This window comes from Nonomuraea sp. NPDC050663, from assembly GCF_044456985.1.
GTDB lineage: Bacteria > Actinomycetota > Actinomycetes > Streptosporangiales > Streptosporangiaceae > Nonomuraea.
Map to the genome: position 1 here is coordinate 358671 of NZ_JBITGL010000003.1, position 23022 is coordinate 381692.

Genomic DNA, 23022 nt, shown 5'->3' on the forward strand with positions numbered 1-23022 from the left:
GCGGGCCGGGATCGGGCACTGGATCGCCCTAGACTCGCCATGTGAGCAGCACCGACGACCTCGAGGCGCTGGCGGGTCTGGCCGACCCGGCGCGGCGACGGCTCTACGACCTGGTCGCCGCCTCTCCCCGCCCCGTGGGCCGCGCCGAGGCGGCCGAGGCGGCCGGCATCTCCCGCACCCTGGCCGCCTTCCACCTCGACAAGCTGGTCGAGGCCGGACTCCTCGACAGCGGCTTCCAGCCCCCGGTGAAGAAGGGCCCCGGCAGCGGGCGCCCGGCCAAGGTATACACCCGCGCCAGGCGGGAGCGCGCCGTCTCCCTGCCTCCCCGCGACTACGTCACGCTAGCCGCGGTCCTGGCCGAGACGGTCGAGCTGCTCGACGCCCAGGACAAGGCCGAGCAGGCGGCCAGGAAGGCGGGGGAGAAGCTGGCCGCCGGCGGCGGAGACCTGCTGGAGACGCTGCGGGAGCGCGGCTACGAGCCGTACGCCGAGGGCGAACAGATCCGCCTGCGCAACTGCCCCTTCCACACCCTCGCCGAGGAGCAGCCGGTGCTGGTCTGCTCGCTCAACCTGGCGTTGTGCCAGGGCCTGCTCCAGGGGCTGGGGCAGGATCCCGCCCGCGCGAGCCTGGACCCGAGACCGGGTGAGTGCTGCGTCGCGGTTTCTAAAACAAACAAAAATTGACATAGTGGTCGCATGCATCTCGCACAGCTGAACGTGGCGCGCATGGTCGCGCCCCTCGACGACCCCGTGATGGCCGACTTCAAGAACGCCCTGGGCCCGATCAACGAGCTCGCGGAGAGCACTCCCGGCTTCGTGTGGCGCCTGAAGGGCAGCGACGACGACCCGACCGCGCTGGTCGACCACGACTACGGCGACTTCGCCGTCACCTACTCCATCTGGGAGTCGCGCCAGGCCCTGTGGGACTTCATCTACCGCACCGGCCACCTGCCCTACCTGCGCCGCCGCCGGGAGTGGTTCCACCACACCACCCTGCCGAGCGCGGTGTTGTGGTGGGTGGAGGAGGGCGAGATCCCCTCGCTCAAGCACGGACTGGAGCGGCTGGAGCACCTGCGCGAGCACGGCCCCACCCCGCACGCCTTCACCTTCAAGGACTTCTACGAGACCACCACGATCCCCAGGCACATCTCGTCCTGGGTGCCCTCGCCCCAGACGACGTAGCGCGGCGGCAGGTCCTTCAGCACCGGCAGCTGGGCGCGCAGCCCGGCGTCGTGGGTGCAGGTGACGGTGACCTTGTCGCCCTTCTTGACGGCGACCGGCTCATCGAGGGGCTGCAACGCCTGGTTGTCGAAGTTGTACTGCGGCACGTCGAGCAGCGTCTTGCCGTTCAGCTCGACCTTGATCGAGCGCCCGAGCAGGTGCATGTGCCCCGCCAGCGCGTGGATGGTCGCCGGCTGCTCGACCGGGATCGTGCACGACTGGGTGGCGCCCGCGACCGGCTTGTTGCCGTTGCACCACTCGCTGAGCTGCTGGATCTGCGACAGGGACCGCTCGCCGAACCGCTTGCCCACGTCGGCCACGGCCGCCTCGCGCGAGCACAGCGGGCCCTTCTCCGCGTCGGTGCACGGCAGCTCGACGGGCGCGGGGAACAGCGCGGTGCCGAGCGGCGTGCGCTTGCCGCTGGCCATCCGCATCCGCACGCCCGATTGGTCGCTCGTCGCGGGCTTGCCGCCGAGCGCCAGCGTGCTGTAGTGCACCTGCATGATCAGCATGCTGCCCGGAGCCATCGGATAGCCGAGCTTCGGGTCGAGCAGCACCTCGTTGGTGCCCGGCGCCCAGTGCCCGATCCAGTCCCCCTCGACGCCGGCGTCGCCGAAGCAGGTCCAGCCGGGATCCGGCGACTCGGTGTCGAGCTTGCGCGCCTGGCCGACCTTGTCGGCGCGGAAGAAGATCGCGTGGTGGACGACGTCGCCGTTGCCCGGCAGGAACTGGGTGCCGGCGAGGTAGGTGTCGGGCGCGACGATCTTCGGGTCGATCAGGAAGCAGCGGTATTCGTCGGTGCCGCCGCCGGTCGGCTTGGGCGTGTACGGCTCGGCCATGGTGAGCGTCACGAAGCTCTCACCCGTGCGCAGCGCCGCGGCCGGCGGAGTCGGCGAGGCGGAGTGCGGCCCCCCGTGCGTGGAGGCCGAGGGCGAGCCCCCGGCGGAGTGGCCGCCCCCGTGGGCGGACGTGGAGGCGGTGCCCCCGCAGGCGGCCAGGAGAGCCGTCACGAGCAGGCCTGCGGCCCCGATGGCGATACGTCTCATGCCTCCACGGTCTCGCGCGGCCGGGGCGCCTGTCGTCGTGCCACGGTAGGGACCGCGTCACCCGTTGGGAGGAGGCCCGCTCTCCGCCAGAAGGGCGGCGGCCAGCCGTCCGGCCGCCGCGGAGGCCAGGAAGTAGGCCAGGTCGCCGTCGAGGCCGCGCCCCATCGTCGACAGGCGCGCGGGGGAGGCGTCGAGCGCCTCTCGCAGGCCCTCCAGCTCGACGTCGACCAGCTCGTGCCGTACGGCCAGGGCCTGCGCCTGCTCGCGCACCCGCTCGCCGAACGGGCCCGGCAGCGCGGGCACCGCGACCAGGGCGGACGCCAGCGCCACCCTGCCGTAGGCGGTCAGCGAGTGGTGCGACAACCCCTGGTGCCGCTCGCGGGCGTCGCCCTCGCTCACCCGCAGCGCCGCGACCGGGCGCCCGCCCAGGACGGCGGCGGCGTTGACCGCCTCGCCCGCCGACACCCCGGAGAAACCCCACCGGGTGCCGGTGCCGAGGTTGCCAGGCCCCTGGGTGACGATCGCCACGTCGGCGCCGAGCACGTGGCGGGCGGCCAGCAGCCCGGTGTGGGTGGTGACGGCCTCCACGTCGCCGCCGAAGGCCTGGCCGACCGTGACGACCGCCTCCAGCCAGCCCGCCTCCTTCAGCTGCGCGCACGACATGGAGAACCACGCGGGCAGCGCGCCGCCGTCGAGCATCACGTAGACGGCGCGGGCCGTACGCGGCAGTCCGGCCAGGACGGCGGGCAGCGCCGAGTGGAGGTCGGCGACCACGACGGGCATGCCGTCGAGGGTGTCGGCCTCGCGCAGGACCTCGTGCCACGGCGAGTCCTGCTCGTCCGCGCCGAGCACCGTGGCCTGCAGCGGCGTGTACCGGGCCTTCACCAGGTGGCCGGGGCCCGACGGATCTTCCGGCAAACGGTTCGGCAGGGCCACCACCATGGCGTAACCTCCCGTACCGAGACCCATCGCGAGCGCGGTCGTGTTGAGCAGCACCTCGTCACCGGGTTCGGGGCGGCCCACGAGCGCTGGATAGGCCAGCGCCCGGCAGGTGCCCTCCGAGGCGACGGAGACCACCAGCTCCACCGCTCCCGGCCACTCGCGCCGGATCTCGAGCACCTCGCCTTTGCGCCATCGGATCACGCAGGGCAGGCTATACGTGGAGGGGACGATGTCGCGCAGGAAAACCGAGCGGTTGCTGAATCTTGTGATCTGCCTGCTCGCGACGCGGCGTCCGCTGTCGGCCGAGCAGATCCGCCAGGCCGTTCCCGGCTACGACCGCGAGAGCGACGAGGCCTTCCAGCGCATGTTCGAGCGCGACAAGAACGAGCTGCGCGAGATCGGCATCCCCATCGAGGTGATGCGCGACCCGTGGGAGGACGAGCCCGGCTACAAGATCGAGCGTCAGTCCTACGAGCTTCCCGAGATCACGCTGGAGCCCGACGAGGCGGCGGTGCTGGGCCTGGCCGCCCAGGTGTGGCAGCGCGCGAGCCTGGCCGACGCCGCCTCAGGCGCGTTGCTGAAGCTGCGCGCGGGCGGCGTGCAGACCGACGCCTCGCCGCTGGGCGGCGCCCTGGAGCTTCGCGTCGACAGCAAGGACCCGGCCTTCCCCGCGCTGTGGGAGGCGGTGCGCGACCGCAAGGTGGTGCGCTTCGACTACCGCGCCTCGGGCAGCGAGAACGTCCGCACCCGCACCGTGGAGCCGTGGGGCGTGGTCTCGCGCCGCGGCCGCTGGTACCTGGCGGGCTTCGACCGCGACCGTGACGCGCCGCGCGCCTTCCGGCTGTCGCGGATCATGGGCGAGGTCGCCACGCTGAAGGGGCCCTTCACCGTCCCCGACGGCGTCGACCTGCGCGAGATGGTCGGCTTCCCCGAGGGCGAGCCGATGGAGGAGCGCACCGCGATCGTGCTGGTGAGAAAGGGCACGGGCGAGGGCCTGCGGCAGATCGCCAGGGCCGTGCGCCCCGCCGACGAGGAATGGGATCGGGCGGAGCTGACCTTCGCCGACCCCGAGCGGCTGGCCGGATGGCTGGCCAGCCTGGGCGCCGACGTGCAGGTGGTGGAGCCGCCCGACGCCCGCGACGCGGTCATCAGAAGGCTCAAGGGGGCATGGGCATGAGTGGAGCGGCCGACCGGCTGCCGAGACTGCTGGCGCTGGTGCCGTACCTGATGTCCCACCCCGGGGCGCAGGTCGGCGAGGTGGCCCAGGTGTTCGGGCTGAGCGAGAAGCAGCTCATCGACGATCTCCAGCTCGTGTGGATGTGCGGGCTGCCCGGCCACACGCCGGGCGACCTGATCGACGTGTCGTGGGACGGCGGCGAGATCGTCATCGACAACGCCGACACGATCGCCAGGCCGTTGCGGCTGGGCATCGACGAGGCCAGCGCGCTGCTGGTGGCGCTGCGCATGATCGGCGCGATGCCGGAGGTCGCCCAGGGCGACGCGCTGCCGAGGGTCGTGGCCAAGCTGGAGCAGGCGGCGGGCGCGGGCGCGGCGGCGGTCAGCAACCAGGTGGAAATCGACGTCGACGCCACGCCCGACGCGCTCCCGCTCGTGCGCGAGGCGCTGGTCAGGGGCCGCAGGGTCTCGCTGCGCTACTACGTGCCCGGCCGCGACGAGGTCACCCCGCGCGAGGTCGACCCGACCAGGCTGGTGATGGCCGACGGCCGCACCTACCTGGAGGGCTGGTGCTACCGCGCCGAGGGCATGCGCCTGTTCCGCCTCGACCGCGTGATGTCGGTGGAGGTGCTCGACGTGCCCTCCAGCCCTCCGGCCGAGGCCGAGCCGATCGACGTGACACAGGGCGTCTTCCGCCCCTCGCCGACCGACCGGCTCGTGGTGCTCGAGGTGACCGCGGCCGGCCGCTGGGTGGCCGAGTACTACCCCTACGAGGAGGCCGCCGAGCTGGGCGAGGGCCGGTTGCGCATCACGTTGCGCGCCCGCGACGACGACTGGGTGCTCAAGCTGATGCTGCGCCTGGGCGACACCGGGCGGGTGGTCTCGCCGGAGAGCCTGGCCGAGAAGGTTCGGGCCGAGGCCGGGCGGGCCCTGGCGTTGTACTCTTCTGCCCCATGACGTGGATCTACGTGGGCGTCGGCGCGGCGGGCCTGCTCGTGCTGGCCGTCCTGGGCATCCGGGTGCTCGTGGCGGCCCGCGGCCTGAACAGGCAAATCGCCGCAGCTCATGAAACATTTGGGACAGAACGGCCGTCGGAGGGATGAGACTGTCCTCAGGGCAGCGTACGATCGTGGCTGAGAACAGCCATCTGGGCATTTAAGGAAGTCGCATGAACCTGGGACCTACGGAAATCATCCTGATCCTGCTGGCTCTTGTGCTGCTCTTCGGCGCCAAGAAGCTGCCGGACCTGGCTCGTGGTGTCGGCCGGTCGCTGCGGATCTTCAAGGCCGAGACGAGCAAGCTGTCCGAAGACCCCGACGAGGACGTCAAGACCTACACCGTCCAGCAGCAGCCGCAGCCGCTGCAGGCCACCCCCGTGCTGAGCCCGGAGGAGCAGGCCCGCAAGCTCGAGGAAGAGGCCGCCCGGCTGCGCGCCTCCGCCCAGGCCGACAAGAAGGCGTAAGCATCAGCGATGGCGCTGCTCAAGCGGTCGGGCAAGAACAGCCCACCCCCTGACCCCGAGGGGCGCATGCCCCTCATGGACCACCTGCGCGAGCTGCGGAACCGCATCCTCATCTCGATGGCGGCCGTGGTCTTGGCCATGGTGGTCGGATTCCTGGTCTTCGATCCGGTATGGGCAGTGCTGAAGGAGCCCTACTGCTCCACGGAGGCCTCTCGCCAGCTCACCGGCGAATGCAGCCTGACCTACACGGGCATCTTCCAGTCCTTCTTCATCACGCTGAAGGTCTCGGCGATGGTAGGCATGATCATTGCCTCGCCCGTCTGGCTGTACCAGCTCTGGGGTTTCGTCACCCCCGCGCTGTACAACAAGGAGAAGCGTTACGCGATCACCTTCCTGGGCCTGGCCGTCCCGCTGTTCGTCGGCGGCGCCTTCCTGGCCTACGTGATCATGGACACCAGCCTGGCGTTCCTGCTGTCCTTCAGTGTCGACGGCTCGGTGGCCACGATCGGCATCGACGACTACCTCGACTACATCCTGATCATGATCGTGATCTTCGGTGTGTCGTTCGAGCTGCCCTTGGTGCTGATCTTCCTCAACATCCTGGGCGTGCTGTCCCACGCCACGGTGGCCAAGCACCGCCGGATGATCATCTTCCTGATGTTCGTCTTCGGAGCGGTGGTCACACCCGGCGGCGACCCCATGGCCATGATCGGGCTGGCCCTGCCCATGATCATCCTGTTCGTGGCGGCCGAGCTGTTCATGTACGTGCGTGAGAAGCGCGCCGCCAAGAACGACGAGTTCGCCGACCTGTCCGACGACGAGGCCTCCGAGCTGCCCGTCGACGAGGAACCTCTGGATTCGGAAGGGGAACGCCGGTAGGTTGCGGGCGTGTCCCCGCACCTGGCCCTGCTGGCCAACCCCACCGCCCGCAACGGCGGCGCGCTGCGCCTGATGGAGCCGGTGGTGCGCCGTCTGCGCTCGCGCGGCGCCGACGTGAGCGTCATCGTCGGTGACGACGCGGCCGACGCGCTCGACCGTGCCTGCACGGCCGTGGCCGAACGTCCCGACGCCCTGGTGGCCTTCGGCGGCGACGGGCTGGTGCATCTGGCGCTCCAGGCGGTGGCGGGCACCGACGTGCCCCTGGGCATCATCCCCGCGGGCACCGGCAACGACATCGCCTCGGCCTTCGGCCTGCCGTCCAAGGACACCCTGGCGGCGGCCGACGTGGTGCTCGGCGGCACGCCGCGCGTGGTCGACGCCGCCCGCATCGCCGACGAGTGGTTCGCCGGGGTGGTCTGCTGCGGATTCGACTCCCGCGTCAACGAGCGCGCCAACCGCCTGACCCGCCCCCGCGGCGTGGCCAAGTACCTCGTCGCCCTCGCCCAGGAGCTGCGCTCGTTCCAGCCGATCCCCTTCCGCGTCGTGCTCGACGAGCAGGAGGTGCTGGAACTGGAGGCGATGCTGGTCGCCGTCGGCAACACCTGCTCCTACGGGGCGGGGATGAAGGTCTGCCCGTCGGCGCTCTACGACGACGGCCTGCTCGACGTGACGATCCTCGGGGCGGTGGGCAAGGGGGAGTTCCTGCGCACCTTCCCGCGCGTCTTCAAGGGCACCCACGTGAGCCATCCGGCGGTCATCACCAGGCGGGCGCGCAGCGTCAGGGTGGAGGCGCCCGACGTCGTGGCCTACGCCGACGGGGAGCGGGTCGGGGCGATTCCGGTGACGTGCGAGGTCGTTCCCGCAGCTCTCAGCGTTATTACTTTGTAAAGGCGCCCGGCTTGGACGGACCGGAATCTTGGTTTCGGTAGGCTGACAGGCATGACGACGCCAGCTTCACCAGCGGAACGGTACGCGGCCTTCCGGGAGAAGCTCTCCGGCGACGGCCCCGCGATGACCTCCTTCCGCGGGCTGTACGACTTCGATCTCGACGAGTTCCAGCTCGACGCCTGCCGCGCCCTGGAAGCCGGCGACGGCGTGCTGGTGGCCGCGCCCACGGGCTCCGGCAAGACGGTGGTCGGCGAGTTCGCCGTGCACCTGGCCCTGGAGCAGGGGCGCAAGTGCTTCTACACCACCCCGATCAAGGCGCTGTCGAACCAGAAGTACAACGACCTGGTCAAGAGGTACGGCACCGCCAAGGTGGGCCTGCTCACCGGCGACAACAGCGTCAACGGCGAGGCGCCGATCGTCGTCATGACGACCGAGGTGCTGCGCAACATGCTCTACGCCGGCTCCGGCACCCTGTCGGGCCTGGCGTTCGTGGTGATGGACGAGGTGCACTACCTGGCCGACCGCTTCCGCGGCGCGGTCTGGGAAGAGGTCATCATCCACCTGCCCGAGTCGGTGCGCATCGTCGCCCTGTCGGCGACCGTGAGCAACGCCGAGGAGTTCGGGGAGTGGCTCGGCACCGTGCGCGGCGACACGACCGTCATCGTCGACGAGCACCGCCCGGTGCCGCTGTGGCAGCACATGATGGTCGGCCACCGCATCTACGACATGTTCACCACCGAGGCCGGCGACGGTACCGACCACGGGGGGCCCAAGCACATCAACCCGTCGTTGATGCGCATCGCCCGCGACGAGGAGCGCCTGGCCGGACGCGGGGGCAGGCGAGGGTACGGCAGGCCGCCGCGCAACCGGCCGCCCGACCGCGCGCAGACGATCGAGAAGCTCGACTCCGAGGGCCTGCTGCCGGCGATCACCTTCATCTTCTCCCGCGCCGGCTGCGACGCGGCCGTGATGCAGTGCCTCTACGCCGGGATCCGGCTGACCGACGAGCGCGAGAAGCACGAGATCCGCCAGATCGTCGACGAGCGCACCGCGCACCTGCCCGACGAGGACCTGGCCGTGCTCGGCTTCCTGGAGTGGCGCGACTGCCTGGAGCGCGGCCTGGCCGCCCACCACGCGGGCATGCTCCCGGCCTTCAAGGAGGTCGTCGAGGAGCTGTTCGTGCGCGGCCTGGTCAAGGCCGTCTTCGCCACCGAGACCCTCGCCCTGGGCATCAACATGCCCGCCCGCACGGTGGTCATCGAGAAGCTCGACAAGTGGAACGGCGAGATGCACGCCGACCTGACGCCGGGCGAGTACACCCAGCTCACCGGCCGGGCAGGGCGGCGCGGCATCGACGTCGAGGGCCACGCGGTGGTGCTGTGGCAGCCGGGCATGGACCCGCTGTCGGTCGCGGGCCTGGCCGGCACCCGCACCTACCCCCTGCGCTCGTCGTTCCAGCCGTCGTACAACATGGCGGTCAACCTCGTCGGCCAGTTCGGCCGCGAGCGTGCCCGCACCCTGCTCGAAGCCTCCTTCGCCCAGTTCCAGGCCGACCGGGCCGTGGTGGGGCTGGCCAGGCAGCTGCGCAAGCACGAGGAGGCCCTGGCGGGCTACAAGGACGCCATGACCTGCCACCTGGGCGACTTCCCCGAATACGCCGCGCTGCGCCGCCGGCTGTCCGACCGCGAGGCGGAGCTGGCCAAGCAGCGCGGCCACGCCCGGCGTGCCGCGGCGCTGCGCTCGCTGGAGGCCCTCAAGCCCGGCGACGTCATCAGGGTCCCCGGCGGGCGCCGTGCGGGGCTGGCCATCGTCCTCGACCCCGGCATCACCCCGCGCGGCGAGGGGCCGCGCCCGCTGGTCCTGACGATCGGCAAGCAGGTCAAGAAGCTCGACCCGGCCGACTTCCCGGTGCCCGTCGAGCCGATCGAGACGCTGCGCATCCCGAAGAACTTCAACTCGCGCTCCCCGAAGGAACGCGCCAACCTGGTCTCGACGCTGCTGGCCAAGGTCGGCGACCGTGACCTGGGCAAGCCCGACCGGGCCCGCGACCACGCCGTCGAGGACGCCGAGCTGCTGGAGCTGCGCCGCCTGATCCGCCAGCACCCCTGCCACGGGTGCGACGAGCGCGAAGACCACGCCCGGTGGGCCGAGCGCTACTACAAGCTGCTGCGCGAGACCGAGGGGCTGCGCCGCCGGGTCGAGGGCCGCTCCCACGTCATCGCGCGCACCTTCGACCGGGTCTGCGGCGTGCTGGAGCAGCTCGGCTACCTGGAGGGCGAGACCGTCACCGAGGCGGGCCGCCGCCTGGGCCGCCTGTACACCGAGCTCGACCTGCTCACGGCCGAGTGCCTGCGCTCCGGCCTGTGGGACAAGCTGGAGCCCGCCGAGCTGGCCGCGTGCGTGTCCGCCCTGGTCTTCGAGTCGCGCCAGTCCGACGACGCGCGCCGCCCGAAGATCCCCGCGGGCAACGCCCAGGACGCCCTGACGGCCATGATCCGGCTGTGGGGCGAGCTGGAGGGCATCGAGCGCGACAACGGCGTGTCCATCATCCGCGAGCCCGACATGGGCTTCGCCTGGGCGGCCTTCCGCTGGACCAAGGGTCACTCCCTCGACGCGGTGCTGATGGACGGCATCAACGGCAACGAGCTGGCGGCGGGCGACTTCGTGCGCTGGGTCAAGCAGCTGATGGACCTGCTGTCGCAGCTCGGCGACGCCTGCCCGCCCGGCAGCCCGGTCAGGCAGACCGCCTCCAAGGCCATCGACGCGATGCGCCGCGGCGTCGTCGCCTACTCCTCGCTGGTCTGATCGTTCCCGCGGGGCGCGATCGCGTGCCCCGCGGGGACGAGCCGCTCGTGGAAGCCGCCGTCCGGCGAGCGCACGATCACGCCGGTCTCCACGCCGTGCTCGGCCTCATGCCGGTCGGCGCTCTGCAGGCCGAGGCAGATCCAGCGGGTGACCAGGAAGGCCACCACCGGGCCGATGACCACGGCGTACCTGAAGAAGATCGTCACGGTCTCGACGGTCAGCTGGAACTGGTGGGCGAACTGGTCGTTGGCGGCCGAGGCCCACAGCAGTCCGTAGAAGGCCACTCCCGCGACGGCGATGGCGGTGCGCACCGGCGCCTGCCGCGGCCGCTCCAGCGTGGCGCTCGCCCCTCGCCCCTTCAGCAGCCGGCGTTCGGCCAGCGGGTAGAGCGCCAGGACGGTGAAGAAGATCCCTGGCAGCACGATGACGGGGACCAGGACGGCCAGGCTCAGGGTGTAGCCGCCGAGCGTCACCTCCCAGCCGGGCATCAGCCGCAGGGCGCCGTCGAGGAAGCCCATGTACCAGTCGGGGACCGATCCGGCCGAGATCTGGGTGGGCCTGGCGGGGCCGTACAGCCAGATGGGCGCGACCTGGAAGGCGAAGCCGAGGACGATCAGCATGCCGAGCGTCGCGACCGCCATCAGCGGGCGCGCGCCCGGCCTGGCGGGCGCCGCGTCGGTGAAGTGCGTGTGGCCGTTGCGCCGCACGAGCCAGGCGCGCGCGGCCAGCAGCGCGGCCATCACGGCGGGGATGACGAGCGCGTGTCCCCAGTACAGGGTCGTGATCACGCTCTGGCCGGGGAAGTCGGTGCCGAACAGCAGCATCACACCATAGCTGCCCACCAGCGGCAGCGACTGCAGCACCGACTTGATCAGCCAGAGGCTGCCGCCCGACAGCATGTCGTCGGGCAGGATGTGGCCGGTCTCGCCCGCCGCCATGCCCAGCGGCAGCAGCGCCACCCAGATGAGCCACTGCGCGGTGCGGGGCCGCCGGTAGGCGGCGGTGGCGAACATGCGCAGCAGCTGCAACGCGACCGCGGCCACGAAGACGAGCGCCGCCCAGTGGTGCATCTGGCGGATGAGCAGCCCGCCGCGCACCTCCAGGCTCAGGTGCATCGTGGAGTCGAAGGCCCGGCTCACCTGGGTGCCGCGCAGCGGGGCGTAGGTGCCGTCGTAGGTGACCGGGGCCATGCTGGGGTCGAAGAAGAACATGAGGATCGCCCCGGTCACCATCAGAACCCCGAACGACCACAGGGCGATCTCGGCGAACATGAACGACCAGTGGGAAAACCGGAACTCGCGACGCATGGGTCCCCCTTCGGATCCGTCTCGACAACAAGACGAAACGGGGCGGCCAAGCGTGACGTCCCGAGGGAGTGAATCCCGTCACGTTCTCCTTTGGTGGAAATAGTTCGCTATAGTGCCATTCGTGGATCTTGTGGCGTTGGGAGAGCGGCTCAGAACCGAGCGCGTACGGCGGGGCGTCACGCTGGAAGGGCTGGCCGCCGCCAGCGGGGTCAGCCGGAGCATGATCTCCACCATCGAGCGGGGGCTGAAGGCTCCCACCGTGATCGTGCTGGCGCGCCTGGCCACCGGCCTGGGCACCACCGCGGCCCGGCTGCTCGACGAGAGCACCAGAGCCAAGGTCATGGTCATCCGCCACGAGCAGCAGCGCGCCCTCGTCGACCCCGGCGGGTGGGAACGCCGCATCCTGTCGCCGAACCTGCCGGGCGTGGAGTTCGAGTTCATTCGCACCACCGTCCCCCCGCACGTCGTCCTCGGCGAGTTCGCCGCCCACGCGGCGGGCTCGCGCGAATACGTCGCCGTCGAGAGCGGCCGGCTCACCGTCACCGTCGCCGGCGAGGGCTACCTGCTCGAGGCGGGCGACTCCCTGTACTACGACGGCGACCAGGTGCACTCCTTCGCCAACCACCACGACGCCGCGTGCGTGTACTACACCGCCATGGAGGTCCCGTGACCATCACGTCGTTCCGCCCTGAGTCGGCCTACTGCCAGGGCGCCCTGGCCACCGACGTCTCCCGCCTGCTGTTCGTCAGCGGCCAGATCCCCGTCGACGCCGACGGCCACGTGCCCGGGACCTTCGCCGACCAGGCGCGCCTGGCCTGGCGCAACGTCGAGTCGGTGCTCGCCGAGGCGGGCATGGGCCTGACGGACCTGGTCAAGGTGACCGTCTTCCTGTCGGACCGCCAGTACCGGCGGGAGAACTACGAGGTGCGCAAGGAGGTGCTCGGCGAGCACATGCCCGCACTGACGATCATCATCACCGGCATCTACGACGAGGCGTGGCTCCTGGAGATCGAGGCCGTGGCGGCAAACTGACCGCCCGGTCAAAGTGACGTGTTCGTAGGTTCACCCAACGTCACCATGTGGTCAGTTTCCGGGATGATCGCAGCGGAAATCCCCATGTCGAACGCGTAAAAGCCCTCGGACGCACTACCGCTGAGGCCCGCCCACCCGCGGAGTGCGGCCACCCCGCCCGGAGGTTGGAAGATGTTCGCTCTCCTTGCCGCCCTGCTGTTCGTCCTCGCCCTCGTCTTCGAAATCGCCGGCGTCGCCGTCGGCGGCGTGGTCACCGTCGCCACCCTCGGCACCGCCGGCCTGCTCTGCGTCGCGCTCCACCTCATGGGCGTCGGCGCGGGCTGGAGCCCCCTCAAGAAGTGAGTGACACCCGGAACCGGTTACCCGGAAAGCCGCCCCGCGTCCGGGGCGGCTTTCCCGCCTTCCAGGGGTCAGATCCCGGCGAGGACCTGATCGACGACAAGCCGCACCCCAGGCCACCGCCACCCGCCGGGCCGCGTGACCGCGTACATGCGCCGCCGCACGTCGAGCCCATGAAGCGGCAGCAGCCTCACCCCCGCCCGCGGCGGCAGGAAGGCGGGCACCAGGGCGATGCCCAGCTCCGACTCGACGATGTCCAGGACGAGCTCGAGACTGTCGGCCCGGTGCGCCACCACGGGCGTGAACCCGGCCAGCGCACACACCCGCGCCGCCAGCTCGTCATCGGCCCGGCTCCGCGAGTTGACCACCCAGGGCGTGTCGGCCCACCGGGCCAGCGCGTCAAGAAACGGCGCACCACCACGTCGAGCGGCACCGCCCAGCGTGCCCTCGAGGGCCGCACCCGCCCCTCTGTCGAGCGTCGCCCCCGGCCGGGCGTCGATTGACGCGCCCGGCCCACCGTCGAGCGCCGCGCCCGGCCGGGCGTTGGGAAGCGCGTCCGTCCCTCCGCCGAGCGTCATGTCCGTCCCTCCGCCGAGCGTCGTGCCCGCCTCGAGGCCTGTCCCGTCGTCGAGTGACACGGCAGCCTCCGAGGTCGGCCCGCCCGCCTCGACGCCCGACGTGCCCGTGAAGGACGCGCCTGCCTCGGAAGCCGTTGCCCCCGGTGCGCCGGAGACGAGCGTGCGGGTCGTCGGCGTCGAGCCGCCCCGCGTGCTGCCGAGGGCGGCGTCCGTCGAGGGCCACTGCTCACCCTGCTCGCTGGAGCCGTACGCGGTGGCGAGGGCGGCTGGGACGGCGAGCACGAGCGGTGTGTCGCACAGCAACTCCGTGGGCTCGCGGCCGGCACACGGCACGAGGTTGTAGTCGTACACGAACCCCAGCTCGATCCGCCCCGAGTCGAGCAGCTCGAACACCTCGTCCGGCTCGTGCTCGCTGAGCAGCAGCCGCAGCGACGGATGGCTGACCGCGAGCCTGCGTGCCACCGGCAGCAGGTCGCGTGAGAGGGCCCCGGCGAAGGCGGCGATGCGCAGGGTGCCGCTGGGTTCGCTGAGCGGGTCGAGTGCGGCGCGGGCTTCGGCGACGGCGGCGAGGATGCGGCGCCCGTGGTCGGCCAGCAGTTCACCGGCGGGTGTCAGCCGCAACCGGCGGCCGTCGGGCTCGACGAGGGTGGCGCCCACGTCGCGTTCGAGGGTGGCCAGTTGCTGGGAGACGGCCGAGGTGCCGTAGCCGGTGGCCTCGGCGACGGCGCGCAGGGTGCCGCGGCGTTCGAGTTCGACCAGGACGCGCAGGAGCCGGGTATCCATCTGTCCAGGATATGCGGATATATAGTCCGCGATCATGTGGTGGACGCGGACGTAGTCCATGCAGTGACATGGACGCCATGACGACCTCCACTTTCTCCTCCGGCTCCCGCCTGGGCGCCGTCGGCATGGCTCTGGGTTCCATGGCGAGCGTGCAGATCGGCCTGGGCGCCTCGACAGGCCTGTTCGATCGGGTGGGACCCGCCGGCAGCGCCTGGCTGCGGCTGGCCTTCGCCGCCGTGTTCTTCGTGGCGCTGGCCCGGCCGCGGATCCGTTCGCTGCCCCGTGCCGACGTCGGGTGGTCGCTGCTGCTCGGGGTGGTGACCGGCTTCATGACCGTGTTGTTCGTGGAGGCGATCGCCCGGATCCCGCTGGCCACCGCCACAGCCCTGGAGTTCCTCGGGCCGCTGGGCGTGGCCGTGCTGCGGCGCAGCGGGCGGTGGGGGCTGCTGTGGCCCGCGCTGGCGCTGGCGGGGGTGCTCGCGCTGACCAGTCCCTGGGAGGGCGGCACCGACCTGCTGGGCGTGGCCTTCGCGCTGGGGGCCGGGGTGTGCTGGGGCGCCTACATCCTGCTCACCCAGCGCGTGGGGGAGCGGCTGCCGGGGGTGCAGGGGCTGGCCATCTCGATGCCCGCCGCCATGGTCGCCGTCGCCGTGGTGGGGCTGCCGCAGGCCGCTGCCGGGCTGAGCTTCGAGGTGGTGTGGCAGGCCGCGCTGCTCGCGCTGCTGCTGCCGGTCGTGCCCTTCACGCTGGAGCTGATGGCGTTGCGGCGCCTGCCGAGTGCGGTGTTCGGGGTGCTGATGTGCCTGGAGCCGGCGATCTCGCTGGTGGTGGGCGTCGTGCTGCTGGGCCAGATCCCCGGGCCTGTACAGGCGGCGGGGATCGTGCTCGTCTGCCTGGCCGGGGTGGGAGCGGTCAGGCCCCAGGTGACAGCGCAGCCCCCGACCGCACCCGAGCCCGGCGCGGCCCCTGAGCCCGAGGCGCCCCGAGACCGCGTCGGGAGCGGCTCCTAGGGTGTCCGACGTGCCGCGCCGGGGGCAGCTCGCGGCTCCTAGGTCCCCGACGTGCCGGGGGCGGCACCACGTGGTCGGCACCGCGCCCGAGGTTGCCCGAGGTTGCCCGAGATTGCCCGAGGTCGCCCGAGGTCGTCTGGTGGCGCCCGAGGTGCCCCGAGGTGGCCCGAGGTGGCCCGAGGTGGCCCGAGGTGGCCCGACCGCGCCCGAGGTCGCCCGAGGTGGTGCCGGGTTGCGGGCCCCGTGACGGCGCCATGAGCCCCGCCCCTGCTCGCGGTCCCTCTAGGCGAGGGTGAAGCGCACCTCGCGGGTGGCGGGGTCGGCCTTGACCAGGCGTACGGTCACCCGCTCGCCGAGCGGCAGCGCCTCGCCGTCGCAGCGGGCGATGACCGCCGGGTCGAGCAGCTGCACGAGCCCGCCCTTGCGCCGCTCGTCGATGTCGATCACCGACGCCTCGAAGGTCTGCCCCACCCGGTCGCGCAGCACGAACGACTCGACCAGGTCGACGCAGGCCCGGTCGACGGCGTTGGCACGGCGGCCGGTGGTCGACATGATCTCCGGCACCTCCGGCAGCGCCTCCTGGATCTCGTCGGGGACCGGCTCGCCGGCGGCGACCGCCAGGCAGATCTCGGCCGCGTAGCGGTCGGCCAGGCGGCGCAGGGGGGCGGTGACGTGGGCGTACGGCGCCGCGACGGCCGCGTGGTCGGCGTGGGAGGGCGGCGCCCCGTTGAAGGCCACGTAGCCGCTGCCGCGCAGCAGCACCTTGGACTCCTGCAGGAAGGCGGCCTGCTGCGGCTTGCTCGGGTCGAGATCGTGCACGACCGCGCCGTACGTGGCGCCCTCGGGCCAGGGCACGTCGAGCGCGGCCGCCACGCGGCGCACCTTGGCCAGGTCGGACGAGTGGGGCGGCGGCAGCACCCGGAGCAGCCCGAGCTCGGCGTCGAGCATCATCGCCGCGGCGGCCATCCCGGTCATCAGCGAGATCTGGGCGTTCCACGCCTCGGAGGGCAGCGGGACGCGATATTCCAGCCGGAAGTCCTCGCGCTCCCTGGCCGCCGCGTCGAGCGCGACGATCTCCTGCTCGGGCGTGGGCAGCGTGACGCCGCCGCGCTCGCGCTCCAGCTCCAGCCGGAGCCGGCCGACCTGGGCCAGCAGGCGCAGGGTGCCGTCGGCGGTGCCGGTGTCGACGGCGGCCTGGACGTAGTCGTAGTCGAGGCGTTCGCGGCTGCGCACCAGGCCGCGCTGGACGTCGGCGCCGATGGTGCGCCCTTCGGCGTCGAGGTCGATGCGCCAGACCGCGGCCAGCCGGTCGGCGCCGGGCAGCAGGCTGGCCGCGCCTTCCGACAGCACCGGCGGGTGCAGCGGCACCTTGCCGTCGGGCAGGTAGACCGTCTCGCCGCGCTGACGCGCCTCGACGTCGAGCGCGCTGCCCGGCCGTACGTAGGCGCCGACGTCGGCGATGGCGTACCAGACGCGGTAGCCAGGGCCGAGCTGTTCGATGCAGAGCGCCTGGTCGAGGTCCATGGAGCCGGGCGGGTCGATGGTGACGAAGGGCAGTTCGGTCAGGTCGCGGCCGGTGTGGGCCGGGGAGGTGGCCATCCACTCGGCCTCGTCGAGCGCGGCCTGGGAGAAGGCCGACGGGAGCTGCTGCTCGCGGCGGATGCGCTCGAAACCCTCGGTCAGCTTGCGATGCGCCTGCTCCGGCACCCGGATTCTGGTCGACACGGGATCAACCTATCGGGTGCTGAGGGTCCGGCAGGCGAGCACCGCTGCGGAGCCTCGTCAAGATCTTTCCTTTTGTCCCGGTTCTGCTTGGCTTTGGGATTGACGATCTCTACGTGGAGGTGACACTTGCTGACCAAACGGTTGGCCAGGTGGGCCGCGGCGGTCTGCCTGGCGATGGGGATGTGCCTGGTCGGAGTGCCGCCGGCCCACGCGGGCACCAGCGGCATCACCTACAACGGCAACGGCAGCGCGTACGCGGGGTTCATCGACGACGCCGTCTACTGGTGCAACTCCGGGTGGGAGATGGTCTACCTGGAGGACACCGTGGCCGACGGCCTGGGCGTGCGCGCCTACGTGAACGGCTACTTCTACTACGACTACACCGGCGGCGCCTCGGGCGGCGGCGGGGACCACTGCTACAACTTCAGCGAGTGGAACCACGTCTCCTTGCAGGCCTGCAGCCGTAACGCCGTCAACGGCACGATCCGGCTGTCGAACTGGGGCGCGACGGAGGGCTTCTATGCGTGAGCTCCCCAAGTGGGCCCTGGCGGCGGCCGCGGTGGCGGTCGTGGCCGGTGGCGGCGCCTGGCTCTCACAGCCGGGCGCGCAGCCAAGCGCACAGCCGGGCGCGCAGCTAAGCGCACAGTCAAGCGCACAGCAGGGCGCGCAGGCGGGCATGCAGGCGGCGCGCCCTGGAAGCCAGGCGGTCGCAAGGGTCGCCGTCATCCCCGAGGCGCAGCAGCTGTGGCCGCGGGCGGTCCACCGCGTCCCCAGGACGCTGCCCGAGGGCGGCCAGGTCGTGCCCAGGCTGCTGCTCGACTCCTCGACGCTGCTGTTCACGGCCGAGTCGAGCTTCGAGAGGGCCGACGCCCTCCTGACCTACGACCTGGCCTCCGGCCGGGTGACCAAGCTGGCCGACATCCCGGTGCCCGACGGCTCGACCGTCTTCGCCTCCGACTTCGCCGCCGGTGACGGCGAAGTCGTGTGGTGGACGGCTCGCAAGGGCCGCGACGGCTCGCTCGTGGAGATCTGGAGGGTCCCGGTGAGCGGCGGGACGGCCGAGGTGGCCCTGTCCATGACGGCCGGGGACCGCTCGGGACACCCCACGGCGCTGGCCGTCGCCGACAAGGAGATCGTCTACTCCCTCGGAGCGGGCGGGGTCTACCGGGGCACGAGGCTCGTGCCCGGCACCGAGGGCCAGTATCTGCTGAACTGGCCGTGGATCGGCTCGCCGGGGCCGCGCCCGCACGGCGACGGCAGCTTCGCCTCCGTGCGCAACCTGCGGACCGGCCAGGCACGCACCGCGGCCACCTCGGCGGCCGCGGGGAAGATCGTGGCCTGCGGCTTCACCAAGTGCCTCCACGCGGCCGGGCAGGGGCGATCGAGCACGCTGGTCGCCGCCGACGGCAGCACCACCCACCTGCCCATCGTGGCGGGCGGGGTGCCCCGCCGCCTGCTGAAGGACCGTTTCCTGGCCACCGCCGCCCCCGAGGACGGCCGGCGCAGGCCGGTCATCTGGGACGTGGACCGGGGCGTGGCGGGGGCGCTGGGACCCGCCAAGGGCCCGGCCGAGCCCTTCGAGGGAGCCTGGGCGATGCCCGACGGCAGGACCGTCGGGTTCAAGCTGGATAAGGAGTGGGTGATCGTGGACCTGGAGGCGATCAGCTAGCGGACTTGGCCAGCTCGTTGAGCAGCCGGTTGAGCGGACTGTTGAGGTCGTAGCGGTCCGCCAGCCGTACGAGGGCCTCGGGGTCCTTGGGCTCGGCGGGCAGGGTCAGGTCGGCGTCGGGGAGCGGGGCGTCGGGGGCGACCTCGACCACGGCGGGGGCCACGGACAGGTAGTCGCGCGCGGCGGCCAGCTTGAGCCTGGCCCCGGCGGGGAAGCCCTCGGTGACCCCGCCGTCGAGCGCCTCCAGCAGGCTCCGCAGCGAGCCGAAGCGGGTGATGAGCGAGGCGGCGGTCTTCTCGCCCACACCCGCGACGCCGGGCAGGCCGTCGCTGGGGTCGCCGCGCAGGGTGGCGAAGTCGGCGTAGCCGCGGCCGGGGATGCCGTACTTCTCGGTGACGAAGCCCTCGTCGACCACCTGGAGGTTGCGGATGCCGCGCGCGGTGTAGAGCACGCGCACCGGGCGGCTGTCGTCGACCAGCTGGAACAGGTCGCGGTCGCCGGTGACGATGTCGACGGCGCCCTTGGAGCGGTGGGTCAGGGTGCCGATGACGTCGTCGGCCTCGTAGCCCTCGCACTCGAGGCGCGCGATGCCGAGGGCGTCGAGGACCTGCTCGATCACCGGGATCTGCGGCACCAGCGTGTCGGGGACCTCCTCGACGTCGCCGTGGGCCACCCGGTGGGCCTTGTAGGTGGGGATCGCCGACACCCGGAAGGCGGGCCTCCAGTCGGCGTCCATCGTCGCCACCAGCTCGGCCGGCCGGTATTGCCGCACCAGGGTGGCGATCATGTCGATCAGGCCGCGCACGGCGTTGACCGGCATGCCGTCGGGCGCGGTCATCGACTCGGGGATGCCGTAGTAGGCGCGGAAATACAGCGACGGGGTGTCGAGCAGCATCAGCACCGGTCCAGTATGCCGGTGCCCACCGACAATGGCGCGGAAGCGGCCTGCCGGGGTCGGTCAGGCGAGCATGCCGATCGCCAGCAGGCAGGCGTCGTCCTCCGGGTTGGGCCCGCCGATGGCCTCCAGGAGCCGGTCGAGCCCCGCGTCGAGGTCGAAGGGCGGCAGCTCGCGGGCGGCGCCGACGGCCAGCTCCAGCCCCGCGTCGAGGTCGCGGGTGCGCCGCTCGACCAGGCCGTCGGTGAACAGCAGCAGCACGTCGCCCTCCTGCAGCTGGGTGACGGCCAGGTGGTACGGCTGGTCGCAGGTGGCGCCCAGCAGCACCCCGCGCGGCGCGATGAGCTGGTGGGCGCACCCGTCGCGGACCAGGATCGGCGCCAGGTGACCGGCCTGGCCCCAGGTGAAGGTCCGGCTGACCGGGTCGAGGTGGCCCAGCACGCAGGTGGCGGTGGTGTCGTCGAGGCGGTGCATGACCAGCTCGTTGAGCCAGCCGAGCAGCCGGTCGGCGGGCTGGCCCGTCATGGTCAGCCCCACCAGCGCGTGGCGCAGCTGCGCCATGTGGGCGATGGCCGGCAGGCCGTGCCCGGAGACGTCGCCGATGGCCAGCAGCACCCGCCCGTCGGGCAGCGCGGCGGCCTCGAACCAGTCGCCGCCCAGCGAGGCGGTCTTCTCGGCGGGCACGTAGCGCACGGCGACGCGGGTGCGAGTCAGGTCGAGGTAGCCGGAGTGGGCGGGCAGGATCGCCTCGCGCAGGGTGAGCATGACGGTGCGGTCCTCGGCCGCCTTCTCCCGCTCCTCCAGCAGCTGGCGGCGCGACTCGCTCATCATGCGCTCGGCGCGGCGGCGGCCGGTGATGTCCTGGATGACGCCGTGCACGCCGGCGTGCCCGTCGGGGGCCTGCAGCGGCTCCAGCACCATGCGCACGTTGCGCACCTCGTCGCCGCGCCGGATGCGGAACTCGGCGTGCCCGGCCGCGCCGCCCTGGCCCACGGTCGCCAGCAGCCGTTCGAGGGCCTGCTCGTCGCCAGGCTCGACGTAGGCGGCGAGCTCGGCCAGCCCGACGGGACCGCTGGCGCGGTCTCGGCCGAAGATCACGTAGACGTGATCGGACCAGATGATCTCACCGGTGCGCGCGTCCCATCGGACCCAGCCCATGTTGCCCAGACGCTGGGCATGGGCCAGCTGGACGGACAGCAGCGCGGCGTCACGCTCGGCCTGCTGCTCGGTGAGCTGCTTGACGAGCTCGGCCGCGGTCAGCGGGCGGTCTTGCGACGAGGGTACGACGCCGACCATATGACTCACTCTCAAACCTCAACGGAACAGGACAATTGCCCCCACAGTACGTGATCGCCCTTGAACGGAGTGTAGCGATAGCTTGCCGTGTTGTGAGAGCTTTTCGTGGATTTTGCCTACCTGCGCCGGAGTAGATTTGAGCCCGTGACTGACTCAGAGCTGTACCCCGTGTCCCGGCTTTCCGCAGTTCGGCAGGCGACCGCCCAGGCCGGGCTCGACGCCCTGCTGCTGACCCCCGGCCCCGACCTGCGCTACGTCAGCGGCTACGAGGCACTGCCCCTGGAGCGTTTGACCTGCCTGGTGGTGCCCGCTTCGGGCGAGTCCTTCATGATGGTGCCACGACTGGAGCTCCCCGCGGCGCAGGCCTCGCCCGCGTCTCGCCTCGGACTCGACTTCGTGGCCTGGGACGAGACCGACGACCCGTACGCCGTGGTCGCCTCCAGGCTGGGCCGCGTGGGCACCGTGGGCCTGGCCGACCGCATGTGGGCGATGGCCTCCCTGCGTTTCCGCGACGCCATGCCCGGCACCGAGCAGGTGCTGGCCGGCAGCGTGTTGCGCGAGCTGCGCATGCGCAAGTCGCCGGTGGAGGTCGACGCGCTGCGCGAGGCGGGCGCCGCGATCGACGCCGTGCACCGCCTGGTGCCGAACTTCCTCAAGGCCGGGCGCACCGAGCGCGAGGTGGGCAAGGACATCCACGACGCCATCCTGGCCGCCGGCCACGCCACGGTCGACTTCGTCATCGTCGCCTCAGGACCCAACGGCGCCAGCCCCCACCACGAGGTCTCCGACCGCGTCATCCAGCCGGGCGAGCCGGTCGTGGTCGACATCGGCGGCCAGTTCCACAGCGGCTACTGCTCCGACTCCACCCGCACCTACTGCGTGGGCGAGCCGCCGGCCGACTTCGCCGAGTACTACGCCGTGCTGCAGGCCGCGCAGGACGCCGCGTGCGCGGCCGTACGGCCGGGCGTGTCGTGCGAGTCGGTCGACGCCGCGGCCCGCGACGTGATCGCCTCCGCCGGGTTCGGGCAGTACTTCATCCACCGCACCGGCCACGGCATCGGCATCGAGACGCACGAGGAGCCGTACATCGTCTCCGGCAACGCCGAGCTCCTGGAGCCGGGCTTCGCCTTCTCCGTCGAGCCCGGCGTCTACCTGCCCGGGCGGCACGGCGCCCGCATCGAGGACATCGTCGTGTGCACCGCCGACGGCGGCGAGCGCCTCAACACCACCACCCGCGATCTGGTCATCGTCTAGGGGAACCGCTGACGCTCTGATGGCGTTGATCCCAGCATGCGTAGTTCCGTCTTCGGCAACCTGGATCCCCAGCACGCCCCGCCCGGTTTCGCCCTGGCCAACTCCAAGATGCTGCGGGTGCAGCTTCCCGAGGTGCTGGCCAGGCAGGGCTCGATGGTCGCCTTCCAGGGGCAGATGACCTTCGACTACGAGGGCTCCGGCGGCATGGGCAAGCTGTTCAAGAAGGTCGTCACCGGCGAGGGCGTGCCGCTGATGCGCGTGCGCGGCCAGGGCAGCCTCTACCTGGCCGACAACGCCGACGACATCTTCCTGTTCTACCTGGAGGACGAGGGCATCACGGTCAACGGGCGCAACCTGCTGGCCTTCGAGCCGCAGCTGAAGTGGGACATCAACCGCGTGCAGGGCGCGGGCGTGGCCGCGGGCGGGCTGTTCAACACCACCGTCACCGGCACCGGCTGGGTGGCGGTCACCGCCCACGGCACCCCGATCACCCTGGACGCCGGCCAGGCGCCCACGTTCGCCGACGGGCAGTCGGCGGTGTGCTGGAGCGCCTCCCTCCAGGTGGGGGTCAACCGCACCTTCAAGGCGGGCGCCATCATCGGGCGCGGCAGCGGCGAGGCCATGCAGCTGGCCTTCCAGGGGCAGGGGTTCGTGCTCATCCAGGCGAGCGAGGGGCCGCCCGTCGTGTCGGCGTCCTGACCTCCGGAAGATTTCTC

Annotated in this window: 24 protein-coding genes; 17 read left to right on the forward strand and 7 right to left on the reverse strand. The window is 71.8% G+C overall.

The genetic code is table 11. The features are described from left to right. The first annotated feature begins 41 nt into the window (after nt 1–41). Together ACIBH1_RS10735 and ACIBH1_RS10740 are read left to right on the forward strand one after the other, a co-directional pair. A complete protein-coding gene (locus tag ACIBH1_RS10735; RefSeq protein WP_397313446.1) occupies nt 42–683 on the forward strand; it encodes a helix-turn-helix transcriptional regulator in 642 nt (213 codons plus the stop codon). Nucleotides 684–695: 12 nt separating this feature from the next. Next, nucleotides 696–1181 (forward strand): DUF3291 domain-containing protein, encoded by a 486-nt coding sequence (locus ACIBH1_RS10740; RefSeq protein ID WP_397313447.1) that lies wholly within the window; start codon nt 696–698, stop codon nt 1179–1181. Here the strand turns inward: ACIBH1_RS10740 and ACIBH1_RS10745 are convergent. Continuing rightward, on the reverse strand, nt 1118–2266 hold the full coding sequence (locus tag ACIBH1_RS10745) for a monooxygenase (RefSeq protein ID WP_397313448.1): 1149 nt from the start codon (nt 2264–2266) through the stop codon (nt 1118–1120). The genes ACIBH1_RS10740 and ACIBH1_RS10745 overlap by 64 nt on opposite strands. A gap of 57 nt (nt 2267–2323) precedes the next feature. Next, nucleotides 2324–3409 carry a DUF3866 family protein gene (locus ACIBH1_RS10750; protein WP_397313449.1) on the reverse strand — a complete coding sequence of 362 codons (1086 nt, stop codon included), beginning with the start codon at nt 3407–3409 and terminating at the stop codon, nt 2324–2326. A 28-nt stretch (nt 3410–3437) separates the two neighbouring features. Between ACIBH1_RS10750 and ACIBH1_RS10755 the strand changes: the two genes are divergently transcribed. The 7 genes from ACIBH1_RS10755 (at nt 3438) to ACIBH1_RS10785 (ending at nt 10418) form a co-directional block, all read left to right on the forward strand. Continuing rightward, nucleotides 3438–4385: a helix-turn-helix transcriptional regulator gene (locus ACIBH1_RS10755; RefSeq protein ID WP_397313450.1), complete on the forward strand. Its 948-nt coding sequence runs from the start codon at nt 3438–3440 to the stop codon at nt 4383–4385. After that, a complete protein-coding gene (locus ACIBH1_RS10760) occupies nt 4382–5341 on the forward strand; it encodes a helix-turn-helix transcriptional regulator (protein ID WP_397313451.1) in 960 nt (319 codons plus the stop codon). Before ACIBH1_RS10755 ends, ACIBH1_RS10760 begins: the two co-directional genes overlap by 4 nt. Next, entirely contained in the window at nt 5338–5487 is a 150-nt protein-coding gene (locus tag ACIBH1_RS10765) for a hypothetical protein (protein WP_397313452.1), read from the forward strand. The genes ACIBH1_RS10760 and ACIBH1_RS10765 overlap by 4 nt, the downstream gene beginning before the upstream one ends. Nucleotides 5488–5552: 65 nt before the next feature. Beyond that, nucleotides 5553–5846 (forward strand): Sec-independent protein translocase subunit TatA, encoded by a 294-nt coding sequence (gene tatA, locus ACIBH1_RS10770; RefSeq protein WP_181615021.1) that lies wholly within the window; start codon nt 5553–5555, stop codon nt 5844–5846. Nucleotides 5847–5855: 9 nt separating this feature from the next. Beyond that, the gene (gene tatC, locus ACIBH1_RS10775; RefSeq protein WP_397313453.1) at nt 5856–6725 is read left to right on the forward strand and encodes a twin-arginine translocase subunit TatC; all 870 of its coding nucleotides are present in this window, start codon (nt 5856–5858) and stop codon (nt 6723–6725) included. Nucleotides 6726–6734: 9 nt separating this feature from the next. Beyond that, the gene (locus tag ACIBH1_RS10780) at nt 6735–7613 is read left to right on the forward strand and encodes a diacylglycerol kinase (RefSeq protein ID WP_397313454.1); all 879 of its coding nucleotides are present in this window, start codon (nt 6735–6737) and stop codon (nt 7611–7613) included. A gap of 51 nt (nt 7614–7664) precedes the next feature. After that, on the forward strand, nt 7665–10418 hold the full coding sequence (locus ACIBH1_RS10785; protein WP_397313455.1) for a DEAD/DEAH box helicase: 2754 nt from the start codon (nt 7665–7667) through the stop codon (nt 10416–10418). Here the strand turns inward: ACIBH1_RS10785 and ACIBH1_RS10790 are convergent. Further along, nucleotides 10400–11725 (reverse strand): cytochrome bc complex cytochrome b subunit, encoded by a 1326-nt coding sequence (locus ACIBH1_RS10790; RefSeq protein WP_397313457.1) that lies wholly within the window; start codon nt 11723–11725, stop codon nt 10400–10402. The two genes, ACIBH1_RS10785 and ACIBH1_RS10790, sit on opposite strands and share 19 nt — an antisense overlap. A gap of 121 nt (nt 11726–11846) precedes the next feature. On the opposite strand from ACIBH1_RS10790, the gene ACIBH1_RS10795 reads away from it, so the two are divergent. The 3 genes from ACIBH1_RS10795 to ACIBH1_RS10805 all read left to right on the forward strand — a co-directional run bounded on the left by ACIBH1_RS10795 (nt 11847) and on the right by ACIBH1_RS10805 (nt 13099). Beyond that, the gene (locus ACIBH1_RS10795; RefSeq protein WP_397313458.1) at nt 11847–12395 is read left to right on the forward strand and encodes a helix-turn-helix domain-containing protein; all 549 of its coding nucleotides are present in this window, start codon (nt 11847–11849) and stop codon (nt 12393–12395) included. Then, nucleotides 12392–12757: a RidA family protein gene (locus tag ACIBH1_RS10800; protein WP_397313460.1), complete on the forward strand. Its 366-nt coding sequence runs from the start codon at nt 12392–12394 to the stop codon at nt 12755–12757. Before ACIBH1_RS10795 ends, ACIBH1_RS10800 begins: the two co-directional genes overlap by 4 nt. 171 nt (nt 12758–12928) lie before the next feature. Continuing rightward, nucleotides 12929–13099 (forward strand): hypothetical protein, encoded by a 171-nt coding sequence (locus tag ACIBH1_RS10805; protein ID WP_181615027.1) that lies wholly within the window; start codon nt 12929–12931, stop codon nt 13097–13099. A 68-nt stretch (nt 13100–13167) separates the two neighbouring features. Here ACIBH1_RS10805 and ACIBH1_RS10810 read toward each other — a convergent pair whose 3' ends face one another. Continuing rightward, nucleotides 13168–14457 carry a LysR family transcriptional regulator gene (locus tag ACIBH1_RS10810; protein ID WP_397313461.1) on the reverse strand — a complete coding sequence of 430 codons (1290 nt, stop codon included), beginning with the start codon at nt 14455–14457 and terminating at the stop codon, nt 13168–13170. 77 nt (nt 14458–14534) lie between these two features. On the opposite strand from ACIBH1_RS10810, the gene ACIBH1_RS10815 reads away from it, so the two are divergent. After that, the gene (locus ACIBH1_RS10815) at nt 14535–15467 is read left to right on the forward strand and encodes an EamA family transporter (RefSeq protein ID WP_397313462.1); all 933 of its coding nucleotides are present in this window, start codon (nt 14535–14537) and stop codon (nt 15465–15467) included. 282 nt (nt 15468–15749) lie between these two features. Here ACIBH1_RS10815 and ACIBH1_RS10820 read toward each other — a convergent pair whose 3' ends face one another. Continuing rightward, complete coding sequence (locus tag ACIBH1_RS10820) at nt 15750–17192, reverse strand: RNB domain-containing ribonuclease (protein WP_397313463.1); 1443 nt, start codon at nt 17190–17192, stop codon at nt 15750–15752. Between the two features lie 126 nt (nt 17193–17318). Here ACIBH1_RS10820 and ACIBH1_RS10825 point away from each other — a divergent pair, with 126 nt between their 5' ends. Together ACIBH1_RS10825 and ACIBH1_RS10830 are read left to right on the forward strand one after the other, a co-directional pair. Beyond that, a complete protein-coding gene (locus tag ACIBH1_RS10825; protein ID WP_397313465.1) occupies nt 17319–17720 on the forward strand; it encodes a hypothetical protein in 402 nt (133 codons plus the stop codon). Continuing rightward, complete coding sequence (locus ACIBH1_RS10830; RefSeq protein WP_397313466.1) at nt 17713–18861, forward strand: hypothetical protein; 1149 nt, start codon at nt 17713–17715, stop codon at nt 18859–18861. The genes ACIBH1_RS10825 and ACIBH1_RS10830 overlap by 8 nt, the downstream gene beginning before the upstream one ends. Here the strand turns inward: ACIBH1_RS10830 and ACIBH1_RS10835 are convergent. Together ACIBH1_RS10835 and ACIBH1_RS10840 are read right to left on the reverse strand one after the other, a co-directional pair. Next, nucleotides 18854–19756, reverse strand: a complete 903-nt coding sequence (locus tag ACIBH1_RS10835) for a 5'-3' exonuclease H3TH domain-containing protein (protein WP_397313927.1) — start codon at nt 19754–19756, stop codon at nt 18854–18856. The two genes, ACIBH1_RS10830 and ACIBH1_RS10835, sit on opposite strands and share 8 nt — an antisense overlap. Before the next feature lie 63 nt (nt 19757–19819). After that, on the reverse strand, nt 19820–21052 hold the full coding sequence (locus ACIBH1_RS10840; RefSeq protein WP_397313467.1) for a PP2C family protein-serine/threonine phosphatase: 1233 nt from the start codon (nt 21050–21052) through the stop codon (nt 19820–19822). Nucleotides 21053–21196: 144 nt separating this feature from the next. On the opposite strand from ACIBH1_RS10840, the gene ACIBH1_RS10845 reads away from it, so the two are divergent. Next, a complete protein-coding gene (locus tag ACIBH1_RS10845) occupies nt 21197–22306 on the forward strand; it encodes a M24 family metallopeptidase (RefSeq protein WP_397313468.1) in 1110 nt (369 codons plus the stop codon). Nucleotides 22307–22342: 36 nt separating this feature from the next. Next, nucleotides 22343–23005, forward strand: coding sequence for an AIM24 family protein (locus ACIBH1_RS10850; RefSeq protein ID WP_397313469.1), 663 nt, complete (start codon nt 22343–22345; stop codon nt 23003–23005). Nucleotides 23006–23022: the final 17 nt, after the last annotated feature.